Origin of the sequence: Denitrificimonas caeni DSM 24390, assembly GCF_000421765.1 — a bacterium.
Taxonomy (GTDB): Bacteria; Pseudomonadota; Gammaproteobacteria; order Pseudomonadales; family Pseudomonadaceae; genus Denitrificimonas; species Denitrificimonas caeni.
This window is the reverse complement of the sequence record NZ_ATXQ01000005.1, coordinates 32,242-45,328: the sequence shown is the minus strand read 5'-3', so window position 1 is coordinate 45,328 and position 13,087 is coordinate 32,242. Positions and strand designations below refer to the sequence as shown.

Below are 13,087 nucleotides of genomic sequence, written 5' to 3'. Positions count from 1 at the left end.
GTGATAACTTATTTGCCTGTGGTGCTATTTCGTCATCAGGGCCAGTGTTATGCAATTGAGGCAAGCGCGGTAAAAAAGCAAGGACAGTTTGATCGCTTAGCTACTGAGGTACTGGGTAATTTTTCCGAACTGTTTACTGCGCCCTTAGCAAGCGCCGAATCAGCTGCGGTGCAATGGCTCGAATTGCAGGGTAATGCAGGACAAGCCTGGCGACTAGGGTTGAGCGCAGCTGCGGAACTAATAGAGCTGCCAGTGCAGTGTGTTTATCCGCTACCAGCAATACTGGCGGCGTTGCGCGAGATGCCAGCTTTGCATGCGCTGGCGTTGTTTCAGAACGAGCTGATTGCTTTGCTGGATGCGGCTGTTTTACAGCAAATGCTTGAGCGCAAGTCTACCGAGTGCAAAAAAACACTGTAAAGCGCTGATAAAAATGAATATTTGCCATCGCTAAGCTGTTCGGCTATATTAGCGCGCCTCGCTACAATGATTGCCTGTTAGTGAGTTTGCGGTGAAGTGTCCGAGTGGCTGAAGGAGCTCGCCTGGAAAGCGTGTATAGGAGAAATCTTATCGTGGGTTCGAATCCCACCTTCACCGCCATACAGCCTTAAAAACCCTTGAGTAATCAAGGGTTTTTTTTCATCTGCTGTTTGTTAATCTAAAGCTTAAAAAGTGCATTAGCACAATTAAATAATCACACTAATAGGCTGGCTCGATGCGCGCAACTTGGGATATTTTTTGCCGAGTGATTGATAATTTCGGTGATATCGGAGTGACTTGGCGTCTGGCGCGGCAATTTAGCCAAGAGCACAATTTTGCCGTGCGCTTATGGGTCGATGATCTGCAGGCGTTTCAGCGTATTTGTCCGGCTGTTGCGATGCAAGCGGACTGGCAGACGATTGAAGGTGTGCAGATTGCGCGTTGGTACGATGAGTTTGCTGCTACAGATTTAGTCAGTGCCGATGTGGTGATTGAGGCCTTTGCCTGTCAGCTGCCGGAAAGCTATATCGACTTGATGTGCAGCAAACAGAAGGTGCTGTGGCTGAACTTAGAATACTTAACCGCAGAGCCGTGGGCGGCTGAGTGCCATGCTTTACCTTCGTTACAAGCTGGCGGTTTACAAAAATACTTCTTTTTCCCCGGTTTTACTGAGCAAACCGGTGGATTGCTGCGTGAGGCTAAATTATTAGATCAGCGCGATGCTTTGCAAAGCACAGAGCAGCGTGCGCAGTTCTTAGCCACGCTGGATGTGCAGGTGAAAGCGGATGAGCGCTTAATCAGTTTGTTTTCTTATGCTAATCCGAGTCTGCTAGGTTGGTTTGAGGCGTTAAGTAGTGATAGCAAGATCAATCATCTGTTGGTCTTGCAGGGACCTGCGCTTGCGCTGTTAGCGCAGTATTTCGAGTTACCTGAACTGCATGGCAAGCAGCTTTATCAGCGTGGCAACTTAAAAGTGCAGGTTTTGCCTTATATCCAACAAGAAGATTTTGATCGATTGCTGTGGAGTTGTGATTTTAATTGTGTCCGTGGTGAAGATTCTTTTGTGCGTGCGCAGTGGGCTGCTAAACCCTTTGTTTGGCAGATTTATCCACAGCAAGAGGACGTGCATTTAGATAAGCTTGCAGCGTTCTTATCTATATATAACAAAGGCTTGAGTTCGGATGTTAAAGCTGTTTTAGAAGATGCGTGGCTGGCATGGAATACGGCAGGTGATATAGGCCGCGCTTGGCCGCAGCTGATAAAACATGAAGAAAGCCTACAAAAGCATGCTATACAGTGGAGTGCGCAGCAAAGAAAATTGCCAGATCTTGTAACAAAGCTAGCGTGTTTCTATCAAGATTGGCTATGATGCGTTCCTAAAATTTTTATCAACATTTCTAATGGATTTTCAGCATGAAAACTGCACAAGAGTTTCGCGCCGGCCAAGTCGCTAATATTGATGGTTCACCTTGGGTGATTCAGAAAGCCGAATTCAACAAGTCTGGCCGCAACGCTGCGGTTGTGAAGATGAAATTGAAAAACTTGCTTAACGGCATGGCGACTGAAACTGTATTTCGTGCCGACGATAAGTTTGAGCCAATCATTCTTGATCGCAAAGACGTAACCTATTCCTATTTTGCTGATCCTTTGTATGTGTTCATGGATGCAGAATTCAACCAGTATGAAGTTGAGAAGTCTGATCTTGAAGCGGTTCTGCCATTTATTGAAGACGGCATGACTGACGAGTGCGCTGCAGTATTTTACGATGACAAAGTGATTTCAATTGAGCTGCCAAACAGCATTGAGCGCGAAATCATCTACACCGAGCCATCTGTGCGCGGTGACACTTCTGGTAAAGTGATGAAAACCGCGCGTTTGAGCACGGGCCACGAGCTACAAGTGTCTTCATTCTGTGAAATTGGCGATTCAATTGAAATTGATACGCGCACAGGTGAATACAAGTCACGCGTTAAAGCCTAATCACCTCGAGTGATCTTTGCTTATTAAGCCCAGCCTCTGCTGGGCTTTTTGTTTGCGGTTCGCAGACTGTGGTGGGTCAATGGTTATCTGGAGCTTACGCTATGATGCTGGTTTGGTGTGGTGTTGGCTTACTGATGGCTGGGCTCATTTACAGCCTGTATCAAGCGCTACGGGCGCGTAAGGACTCTGCAGTGTTAATGGATACACCTTCAAGGCAACTCATCATTGAAGAAAGTGATGAGTACGGCGTGATTCGTGTTGTGGAAGAGGATCGCTTTCGCTACTTAGAGTTTGGTAACCAGGTCGAGCAAAGCTGCGTGCTGATGGAAAATCCGCTGTGGCTCAAATATGACTACACCCGTGCCATGTTGCTGGCCAGTTTATGCCATGAGCACCCTGAGACTGCGCTGTTCTTAGGATTGGGAGCGGGCAGTCTAACCGAGGTGTGTTTAGCCACTTTGCCGCTAGAAGATGTCGAAGTATTGGAATTACGCGCACCACTGCCACGCATTGCCATGGATCATCTTGGCATGACGGATGATCCGCGTTTAACCATTCGTATTGGCGATGCCTTAGAACTGATTGATAGTGCAGAAACTGCAGATTTAATTTATTTGGACATGTACACCGATACCGGACCTTCGGCAGGGCACTTAGGCTGGAAATTCTTGGAGAAGTGTCAGGATAAACTCAACCCAGGCGGTTGGTTGATTATCAATCAGTGGGCCACTTTAGATGGGCGACCGCTGGGCGCAGCGTTATTTCGCGGTTTATTCTATCGTCACTATTGGGAGATTCCAGTCAAAGAAGGCAATGTAATCTTATTGGTGCCTTACAGTTTTGAGCAGTATCCATCGATTGAGTTACTGCACAGCCAAGCGGCACGGGTGGCGCAAATCCTTGGTTATGACATCAGCTATTTGATTGAAAATATGCGACCAGCCAGCGAGTAGTGTCTCCCGCATGCTTTGTAACATGCGGGAGAGCAACCCTTAAAGCATGTGGGTTTTATCCAGTTCAACGGCTGCATCCAATGTTTCCAGCAGCTGCTTGCGCACTTTCAGCTTGGTGTTGCGGTGCGCGGTCATATTGATTTTCTTCATCATGGTCGCCACACCTAGCGCAGTCTGCATCAGCTCATCAGCAGGCACGACGCGGTCTAAGAAGCCTGCATCAATCGCAGCCACAGGGTTAAATAATTCCCCATTGATCACCGAACGCTGAAAAGCAGGTTTGGTCAAGCGGTCTTTCGCCAACTCAATACCTGCATGGTGCATGGTCATGCCAATCAGCACTTCATTAAGACCAATATTAAATGGGCCTTCCACGCCAATACGGTAATCGGCTGACAACAGTAAAAATGCACCTTTGGCAATTGCATGGCCTGAGCAAGCGACAATGATGGGATAGGGGTGTGCTAACATACGACGTGCCAGTGTCGAGCCGCTAGCAACTAAGTTGATCGCGTTTTCTGGGCTTGAAGTCATTACTTTTAAGTCATAGCCACCGGATAAAATACCTGGCTGACCGGTGATGATGACAATGGCGCGATCTTGCTCGGCTTGATCTAAACAGCTGTTAAAGGCTGCAATCATGTCAGGTGAAATGGCGTTAACTTTGCCGTTATTTAGGGTTAAGGTAGCAATACCTTCGTTGCAGTTGTAGTGAATCAGTTCGCTCATGGCATAGAATCCAACGTGTTGTTTGTAAGGCGCACACTACCGAGCTCTGAATAATAGGTAAAGCATAAAGACTGACCGATAAGTCTAGTTATTGTTGTAGGGTTAATCACAGCGCAGCTGTGTAATGATACTGATGTTCAGCAACCACTATAGAAATGTTAAGTAAAAGGTGAATTGAAGGTGGCAGAGATGCTCATACAAGCCGATGCAGAGTTGGATGCCAGTGGTCTTTTTTGCCCAGAGCCGGTCATGATGCTGCATAGTAAAGTGCGCGAATTAGCGGCCGGTGATGTGCTTAAAGTGATTGCCACTGATCCATCGACCCAGCGCGATATTCCCAAGTTTTGTCTGTTCTTAGAGCATCAACTGCTCGAGAGTAATGAGCAGGACGGTACCTATATGTATTGGATACGTAAAAAGCAGTAAGCGCTTTGCTGCGCTTTAAAAAATACTTACTACACGCAGACGCAGGGCTGTTAAGCGGGGATCTATGGAGCAGTTTCGCAATATTGGCATTATTGGGCGGATGGGTAGTGCGCGAGTGCTCGACACCATTCGACGCTTGAAACGTTACCTAATGGGCCGGCATTTGCATGTCATTCTTGAAGAAACAATTGCCGAAATGTTGCCAGGACATAACTTGCAAACCAGTTCGCGTAAGCTGCTGGGCGAAGTCTGTGATTTAGTGATTGTCGTTGGTGGCGACGGCTCGATGCTTGGCGCAGCGCGTGCGCTGGCGCAGCACAACGTCCCGGTGTTGGGAATTAACCGCGGCAGCCTAGGCTTTTTAACTGATATTTTGCCTGAGCAATTGGAAGCACAGATCTCTGAAGTGTTGGCCGGCAACTATACCGTTGAGCAGCGTTTTTTATTAGAGACGGAAGTGCGCCGTGATGGTGTACCGATTGGCCAAGGTGATGCGCTCAATGATGTGGTGCTGCACCCAGGTAAATCAACACGGATGATTGAGTTTGAGTTGTTCATTGATGGCCAGTTTGTTTATAGCCTTAAAGCTGACGGCTTGATTATCGCCACACCAACGGGCTCCACAGCCTATGCGCTATCGGCGGGCGGACCAATTATGCACCCACGTTTGGATGCCATAGTAATCGTGCCGATGTACCCGCATACCTTATCCAGTCGCCCGATTGTGGTCGATGCCGACAGTGAGTTGAAGGTGGTGGTCTCAGAGAATATGAATATCTATCCGTTAGTGTCCTGTGATGGTCAAAGTCATGTCACCTGTGCGCCTGGCGATACTTTGCATATTCAACGTAAGCCGCAAAAATTACGCTTAATTCATCCGCTCGACCATAATTTTTACGCTGTCTGCCGTGACAAGCTCGGTTGGGGCAGCCGTTTAGGACAGGACCATAAGTAATGTGGATTGATCCTGCACGCAGTTATGACCTGATCGGTGACATACATGGCTGTGCGCAAACCCTTGAGCGTTTACTCGAGACCTTAGGCTACAAAAAGCGCTCAGGCGTTTGGCAGCACGCGTATAGCCAAGCGCTGTTTCTGGGTGACTTAATTGATCGTGGCCCGCAGATCCGCGAGACCTTGCATATTGTTCATGCGATGGTCGATGCAGGGCATGCTTACTGCATTATGGGCAATCATGAATATTATGCGTTAGCTTGGAATACTCCAGCGTCGGAGCAAAGCACGGATGAGTATGTGCGCGCGCACAGTAAGCACCACATGCGCTTGCACCGAGAAACCCTAGAGCAATTTGAAGAGCACCCCTATGACTGGGAAGACTTCAATAAGTGGTTTTTAACCTTGCCGCTGTTTATCGATGCGCAACGCTTTCGCGCTGTGCATGCCTGCTGGGATGACCGCTTAATCAACATGTTGCGCACGCGCTTTGCTGATGGCCGTGTTAACCAAGCTTTTGTGCAGCAGTCGGCGATCAAGGGTAGCTTTGCTGATCAAGCCTTTAATCGGTTATTGCGCGGGGTGAATTTACCCTTGCCGCATGGCATGTCGCAAACCAGTTACGATGGTTTTACCCGATCATCTTTTCGTACTAAGTTTTGGCATGATGATGAGTCTGCTCTGACTTACGGTGACGTGGTCTTCCAGCCTGATGCGTTGCCCGGTGATTTGGCGCAAGAACCATTGCCCACTGAGTATTTACAGCATGTCACAGGCTATGATGCCCAGCAGCCTTTGTTGTTTGTCGGGCACTACTGGCGGCAAGGCCAACCCAGTTTGATTCGTCCCAACTTAGCCTGCTTGGATTACAGTGCAGTGAATGGCGGCAAGTTGGTGGCCTACCGTTTAGATCAAGAACAACACTTGTTGCCGGAAAGTTTTGTTTGGGTCGATGCCCAAGATAAAGGATAGAAATAATGAAGTGGAGCAGCGCTTTACGCGTACCGCTGGACAACGATCTGACTGATTTTTTGCAATTATTGAAGCAGCATGGCATTGGTCATCGAGTCACCGAGGATCGTGGCGAACAAGTGCTGTGGGTCGGCAGCGACGCGCAAGCAGAGCAGGTATTGGAGTTGTATCAGCAGTTTCAAAGTGGCCAGTGGACGCATGCAACAGCAGAGCCAATCCCGCAAGCGGCTAGCCGCTACCAGCCGCCAAGTTTTGTTGAGCAGTTGCGTCGTAGCCCAATCACCGCTGCTGTGTTAATTGCGTGTCTAGTTGTCGCTTTGATTACCCAGCTCGGCGGCAGTTTGGAGACGGTACGCTGGTTTACCTTCAATGATTTTCAAATCCAAGGTGACTACGTTTATTTTGTGTCGCTTGAGCACAGCTTAGGGCAAGGGCAATGGTGGCGATTGATCTCGCCGATGCTGCTGCATTTTGGCTTGTTGCATTTGGCCATGAACATGATGTGGTATTGGGAGTTGGGGCGGCGCATTGAGTTTCAGCAAGGCTGGCTGTTTTTATTGTCACTGACCCTGGTCTCGGCTGTGGTGTCGAATGCCAGCCAGTTTGTTTTCTCTGGCGAGTCTTTATTTGGCGGCTTGTCCGGCGTGCTTTATGCGGTGCTGGGCCACTGTTGGATTTACCAACGTATTTTTCCGCAAGCCAGTTATGCACTACCCAACGGTGTGGTGGCTATGATGCTGATTTGGCTGCTGTTATGCTTGTTTGGTGTAGTCAGTGCTTTAGGTTTTGGACAGATCGCGAATGCCGCGCATGTCAGCGGTTTACTCATTGGTTGTTTAAGTGGTGGCGTGTTTGCTGTGCTGGCACGTCAGCGTGCGGCCTAAGGCCGTAAGTCTATTTTGTAGGAATTTATGATGACAAGTTTTACAGATTTAATTCAACGTATCACTCCAGAAACATACAAAACTCTAAAACTGGCGATGGAAATCGGCAAATGGGGTGATGGCACTAGAATGACCCAAGAGCAGAAAGAACTGACCATGCAAGCGATGATTCTCTGGGAGCAAACTAACCTGCCCGAAGAAGAGCGCACCGGCTACATGGGTGGTCAAGAGTGCGGTAAGCAAGCTAAGAAAAAACTATCAGAAGAACAAGCCGCGATGTTTGCACCGGCTGCAGGAACACTGCACTGATGTTGGAATTAGGTCGTGGTGCCATCAGTAAAATGCGTATTGCGCTGGATGCACCGGCGCAATACAGTTTGCGGCTCAATGACGAACAGCATGCACTGAACCCATTAATTGGCCAAACCCTGCGTCTTGAGTTTTTAGGCTCGATCAATTGCACGCATTGCGATCGTTTGACCAAGAAAAGCTTCGGTCAAGGGTATTGCTGGCCATGTTTTTCCAAGCTGGCGCAGTGTGACAGTTGCATGATGAGTCCAGAGAAATGCCATTACGATGCCGGCACCTGCCGCGAACCGGAGTGGGCGCAAGACTTTTGCATGACGGATCACTTTGTTTATTTGGCCAACTCCACTGGGGTGAAAGTCGGTATTACGCGTAGCTCACAATTACCGACCCGCTGGCTGGATCAAGGCGCGATTCAAGCGGTGCCGATTTTTCGTGTAGCGACGCGCCAACAATCGGGTTTTGTTGAGGATGCCTTGCGCAGCCAAGTGGCGGACCGTACCAACTGGCGTGCTTTACTCAAAGGTGATGTTGAGCCGATTGATTTAATTGCCATCCGTGAGCAGTTACTCGATAGCTGCGCCGAGCCTTTGCAAGCATTACAACAGCGCTTTGGTTTGCAAGCGATTCAGCCAATTACTGATGTCGATGTATTGGACATTGCTTATCCTGTTGAAGCTTATCCGGCCAAAATCACCAGCTTTAACTTGGATAAAAATCCTGTGGCCGAGGGCACTTTAATTGGTATTAAAGGCCAATACTTATTGTTTGATACCGGCGTGATTAATATCCGTAAATACACGTCGTATCAGTTATCTGTCAGCGTCAGCAATAACGCCGCACTTTAAGTTTTACTTTTAAAAGTCAGTGAGTTTTTAATCGAGGTTTTTATTATGCGTACCGAACAACCGAAAATGATCGCTTTAAGTGATTACCGCCTACCTGATTACCTGATTGATGAAACTCATCTGACTTTTGAGCTGCATGAAAGCTATGCCTTGGTGCATGCGCGTTTGCTAATGCAGCGCAATCCTGGACTCGATGAAAGCTTGCCGCCGTTAGTACTGGATGGTCAGCAGCTGGAACTCGTGGATATTGAGCTGGATGGTCGCCAGTTATCGGTTGTTGAATACAGCCTGACTGACAGTCACTTACAGATCCAGCCAGCAAAACACCAATTTGAGTTGAGCACCACGGTGCGCATTGAGCCGCAAAACAATACTGCACTAGAAGGTTTGTATAAATCATCCGGCATGTTCTGTACGCAGTGTGAGGCAGAGGGTTTCCGTAAGATTACTTACTATCTTGATCGTCCTGATGTGATGAGTCGTTTCACCACCACAATTCATGCAGAAAAACACCGCTATCCAATCCTGCTGTCCAATGGTAATCCGATTGCTGAAGGCGAAGATGAGAACGGTCGGCATTGGGTTACTTGGGAAGATCCGTTTAAAAAGCCTGCCTATTTGTTTGCGGTAGTGGCCGGCGATTTGTGGTGCGTAGAAGACAGCTTTACCACCATGAGCGGTCGTGATGTGGCGCTGCGTATTTATGTTGAGCCAGAAAATATCGACAAATGCCAACATGCAATGAACAGCTTGAAGAACTCAATGCGCTGGGATGAAGAAGTCTATGGTCGTGAATACGATTTAGATATTTTCATGATCGTTGCAGTCAATGATTTCAATATGGGCGCAATGGAGAATAAAGGCCTTAATATTTTTAACTCCAGTTGTGTTTTAGCTAAAGCGGAAACTGCCACGGATGCTGCGCATCAGCGCGTTGAAGGCGTGGTGGCCCATGAGTATTTTCATAACTGGTCAGGTAATCGCGTGACCTGCCGTGATTGGTTCCAGCTCTCACTGAAAGAAGGTTTTACGGTATTTCGTGACAGTGAGTTCTCTGCGGATATGAACTCGCGTGTGGTCAAGCGTATTGAAGATGTGGCGTATTTGCGCACCCATCAGTTCGCCGAAGATGCGGGGCCCATGGCCCATCCGGTGCGTCCTGCGCAGTATATGGAAATTTCCAACTTCTACACCTTGACCATTTATGAGAAGGGCGCTGAAGTGGTGCGCATGCTGCACACCTTGCTCGGTGCTGAAACCTTCCGTAAAGGCTCAGATCTGTACTTTGAGCGCCATGATGGTCAAGCGGTGACCTGTGATGACTTCATTGCTGCAATGGAAAGCGTTAGCGGGATGGACTTAACCCAGTTTAAGCGCTGGTACAGCCAAGCCGGTACGCCAGAGTTGCAGGTCAGTGACAGCTACGATGCTGCCACGCAGACCTATCAATTGACCGTTAAGCAAAGCTGCCCCGACACGCCAGGGCAAACCGATAAACAACCCTTTGTGATTCCTTTGAGCATGGCGTTGCTAAGCAAGCAGGGCACAGAGTTGCCTTTACAATTGCAGGGTGAAAGCGTCGCGACTGAAGGTGAGCGGGTCTTATCGGTTACTCAAGCAGAGCAAACCTTTACTTTTATCAATGTTGCAGAGCAGCCACTGCCATCCTTGCTGCGCGGCTTTTCTGCGCCGGTTGAATTGCGTTATGACTACAGCCGTGATGATTTGCTGTTTTTACTGCAACATGACACCGACGGTTTCAATCGTTGGGAAGCAGGCCAGCAATTGGCCCTGCAAGTCATCGAAGAGGTGGTAGGGCAAATCTATGAAACCGATGAGCCGATGCTGGACATGCGTTTGATTGAAGTGTTTGAGGCATTGCTGGCGCAAGAAGATTTAAATCCGGCCATGCTGGCTGAGTTTTTAGCACTACCGAGCACAGGCTATATCATTGAGCAATATGTGCAGGCTGATCCGCTGGCGATTCATCAGGCGCGCGAGTATGTCAGTAATCAGTTGGCCTTTGCTTTAAAAGAGCCGATGCTGGCGCGTTATCAAGCCTTACGTAAAGTGTCACTCGACACACCGTATGTCGCGCAAGCCAGCGATTTTGCGCGCCGCCGCTTACAAAATATGCTGCTTGCTTATCTGATGCGTACGCAAGACTTGGAAATCATGGATGCCTGTATTGATCAGTTCGGCATTGCTGACAATATGACCGAGCGTTTAGCTGGGCTAGCCTGTTTGGTAAACTCACCGTTTAGTGATGAAGCAGAAAAAGCCTTAGAGAGCTTTGCTGAGCGCTTTGAAAATGATCCGCTTGTGATGGATCAGTGGTTTAGCGTACAAGCAGCGGCAGGCTTGCCAGGTGGTCTAGAGCGCGTGCAGCATTTGCTCAATCATCCAGCCTTTAGCATTAAAAACCCTAATAAAGTACGTGCGCTCGTTGGTGCCTTTAGTACGCAAAACACCGCCAATTTCCATGCTGCTGATGGTTCGGGTTATGCTTTCTTGGCCGATAAAGTGATCAAACTGGATGCGTTAAATCCACAAATGGCCGCGCGGATGATTTCACCGCTAACGCGCTGGCAGCGTTTTGATCTGCACCATCAAGAGCAGATGTTGGCGCAGCTGAAAAGAATTAAAAACAGTGGTGATTTATCGGCTGATTTGTTTGAGGTGCTGGAAAAGAGTTTGGCGGTTTAGCTCAAACGCTGATGATGCAAGTGTTACCTAGTGGCATTTGGTCATTACTTGTTACCTTCTCCTACACTTTGCAGGATCAGATTGTGTAGGAAAAGGTTGTTTGTTTTTTATGTCTAACGTTTGGCAGTGGCATACAATACTAAATCGGATGAATTCCAATGGTTTTAAGAAGTGACTATATGGTCCGTATAAGACTATTGGGTTATTGTCAAAAAAGCGTTTCTTGTTTGCGTTTTTAAGCGTGTTGGCACTAAGGTTGCTTGATATTTCCTAAGTAGTGAGTGTGAGCGGGGGGAATGATGAGGCTGATAGGCTTTGTCGTTATGCGCAGATTATAACTGCGCTGCTTGCTTTGCTAGTCTTTGCAGATATCTGTATCTGACGTACATGGGGAAAATAAAATGCTTAAAAAGCAAAATCTATTTGGTTTAGCCATTGCCGTAACGCTGTATGCAAGCAGCGCAGCAGCCGCTGTTTCAGAAGGTGAAGCAGCACAGTTAGGACGCACTTTGACACCTTTAGGAGGAGAGCTTGCCGGTAATGCGGCAGGGACTATTCCAGCTTGGACCGGTGGTTTAACTACTGCACCTACGGGTTATAAACCAGGCAAGCATCACATTGATCCTTTTTCAGATGACAAACCATTATTTACAATTACCAAAGCTAATCTAAGTCAATATAAAGATAACTTATCTGCTGGCCAGCTTGCGTTATTCGATACGTATCCAGAGACGTATCAGATCCCCGTATATCAAACACGACGCACTGCAGCAGCTCCGCAGTGGGTGTACGACAATACTAAATACAATGCGATAAATACGACACTTGAAAATAACGGTAACAGTTTCACTAACGCGAAAGGCGGCACACCATTCCCTATAACCACGAACGCAGTCGAAATGATTTGGAATCATATTGCTCGTTATCGCGGTCTGTATGGCGTACGTAACGCCGCTGAAGCGGTGATTCAGCGCAACGGCAACTTTTCTTTAGTTGAAGCGCAACAAGAAATTCTTTTTAAGTTTTATGAGAACAAAGGCCAAGGCGATCAGAACGATAATATTCTCTTTTATTATCTCTCGTTTATTAAAAGTCCTGCACGTTTAGCTGGTGGGGCAGTACTAGTACATGAAACGCTAGATCAGTCAAAAGACATGCGTGTGGCATGGGCATATAACGCAGGCCAGCGTCGCGTGCGCAGGGCACCTAACTTGTCCTTTGATGCGCCTATTTCAGCGTCAGAAGGTATTCGTACTGCTGATAGCACTGATATGTACAACGGCAGTCCAGAGCGTTATGAGTGGAAATTGATTGGTAAAAAAGAGATTTATATTCCTTATAATAACTATAAAATTACAAGCCCAAGTGTGAGTTATAAGGAGTTGTTGCAGCCGGGGCATATCAATCCGGCTGTTACGCGTAGTGAGTTGCATCGTGTATGGATTATTGAAGGAACACTACGTAAAGGCGCTCGACACATTTACTCTAAACGTCGATTCTATATCGATGAAGATAGCTGGCAGATTGTATTAGCTGACGAATATGATAGCCGTGGCGAGCTTTGGAAGGTGTCTATCGCTTATCTGAAGAGCTTTTACGAACTCCCTACAACTTGGACTGCTTTGGATGTTTTCCATGACTTGCAGTCACGCCGTTATCATGTGCAAAACCTAGATAACGAAGCGCCTGATACAATTGACTACAGCCTTAAAGCGCCAGAAGACAATTACTTCAAGCCAGCGGCATTGCGTCGTCGTGGTGTCCGTTAATCTGTTTGATGTCCAAAGCCGCTATGCTTAGCGGCTTTTTTTTATTCGCATCAACGCTTTACAATACTTAACAAAACATAAGC

Annotated in this window: 13 protein-coding genes and 1 tRNA gene; 13 read left to right on the top strand and 1 reads right to left on the bottom strand. The window is 47.7% G+C overall.

Features of this window, described 5'->3' with window-relative positions:
- From H591_RS0108740 to H591_RS0108720, 5 genes are all read left to right on the top strand, one after another.
- Window positions 1–417 carry a hypothetical protein gene (locus H591_RS0108740; RefSeq protein ID WP_156853178.1) on the top strand — a complete coding sequence of 139 codons (417 nt, stop codon included), beginning with the start codon at window positions 1–3 and terminating at the stop codon, window positions 415–417.
- Window positions 418–507: 90 nt separating this feature from the next.
- Window positions 508–597 (top strand) — tRNA-Ser (locus H591_RS0108735).
- Window positions 598–712: 115 nt separating this feature from the next.
- Entirely contained in the window at window positions 713–1,846 is a 1,134-nt protein-coding gene (earP, locus tag H591_RS0108730) for an elongation factor P maturation arginine rhamnosyltransferase EarP (RefSeq protein ID WP_022966571.1), read from the top strand.
- A gap of 44 nt (window positions 1,847–1,890) precedes the next feature.
- A complete protein-coding gene (gene efp, locus H591_RS0108725; protein ID WP_022966570.1) occupies window positions 1,891–2,457 on the top strand; it encodes an elongation factor P in 567 nt (188 codons plus the stop codon).
- A 197-nt stretch (window positions 2,458–2,654) separates the two neighbouring features.
- Window positions 2,655–3,410, top strand: coding sequence for a spermidine synthase (locus H591_RS0108720; RefSeq protein ID WP_028244299.1), 756 nt, complete (start codon window positions 2,655–2,657; stop codon window positions 3,408–3,410).
- A gap of 39 nt (window positions 3,411–3,449) precedes the next feature.
- Here H591_RS0108720 and H591_RS0108715 read toward each other — a convergent pair whose 3' ends face one another.
- Window positions 3,450–4,139 carry a crotonase/enoyl-CoA hydratase family protein gene (locus tag H591_RS0108715; RefSeq protein ID WP_022966568.1) on the bottom strand — a complete coding sequence of 230 codons (690 nt, stop codon included), beginning with the start codon at window positions 4,137–4,139 and terminating at the stop codon, window positions 3,450–3,452.
- A 189-nt stretch (window positions 4,140–4,328) separates the two neighbouring features.
- On the opposite strand from H591_RS0108715, the gene tusA reads away from it, so the two are divergent.
- The 8 genes from tusA to H591_RS0108675 all read left to right on the top strand — a co-directional run bounded on the left by tusA (window position 4,329) and on the right by H591_RS0108675 (window position 13,004).
- On the top strand, window positions 4,329–4,565 hold the full coding sequence (gene tusA / locus H591_RS0108710) for a sulfurtransferase TusA (protein ID WP_022966567.1): 237 nt from the start codon (window positions 4,329–4,331) through the stop codon (window positions 4,563–4,565).
- 64 nt (window positions 4,566–4,629) lie between these two features.
- A complete protein-coding gene (locus H591_RS0108705; RefSeq protein ID WP_022966566.1) occupies window positions 4,630–5,520 on the top strand; it encodes an NAD(+) kinase in 891 nt (296 codons plus the stop codon).
- Window positions 5,520–6,491, top strand: coding sequence for a metallophosphoesterase (locus H591_RS0108700; protein WP_022966565.1), 972 nt, complete (start codon window positions 5,520–5,522; stop codon window positions 6,489–6,491). Before H591_RS0108705 ends, H591_RS0108700 begins: the two co-directional genes overlap by 1 nt.
- Window positions 6,492–6,496: 5 nt before the next feature.
- Window positions 6,497–7,375: a rhomboid family intramembrane serine protease gene (locus tag H591_RS0108695; RefSeq protein WP_022966564.1), complete on the top strand. Its 879-nt coding sequence runs from the start codon at window positions 6,497–6,499 to the stop codon at window positions 7,373–7,375.
- Window positions 7,376–7,405: 30 nt separating this feature from the next.
- Window positions 7,406–7,684 (top strand): DUF1315 family protein, encoded by a 279-nt coding sequence (locus tag H591_RS0108690; RefSeq protein ID WP_022966563.1) that lies wholly within the window; start codon window positions 7,406–7,408, stop codon window positions 7,682–7,684.
- Entirely contained in the window at window positions 7,684–8,529 is an 846-nt protein-coding gene (locus H591_RS0108685) for a DUF2797 domain-containing protein (protein WP_022966562.1), read from the top strand. The genes H591_RS0108690 and H591_RS0108685 overlap by 1 nt, the downstream gene beginning before the upstream one ends.
- A 45-nt stretch (window positions 8,530–8,574) precedes the next feature.
- Window positions 8,575–11,235, top strand: a complete 2,661-nt coding sequence (gene pepN, locus H591_RS0108680) for an aminopeptidase N (protein WP_022966561.1) — start codon at window positions 8,575–8,577, stop codon at window positions 11,233–11,235.
- A gap of 401 nt (window positions 11,236–11,636) precedes the next feature.
- Entirely contained in the window at window positions 11,637–13,004 is a 1,368-nt protein-coding gene (locus H591_RS0108675) for a DUF1329 domain-containing protein (RefSeq protein ID WP_022966560.1), read from the top strand.
- Window positions 13,005–13,087: the final 83 nt, after the last annotated feature.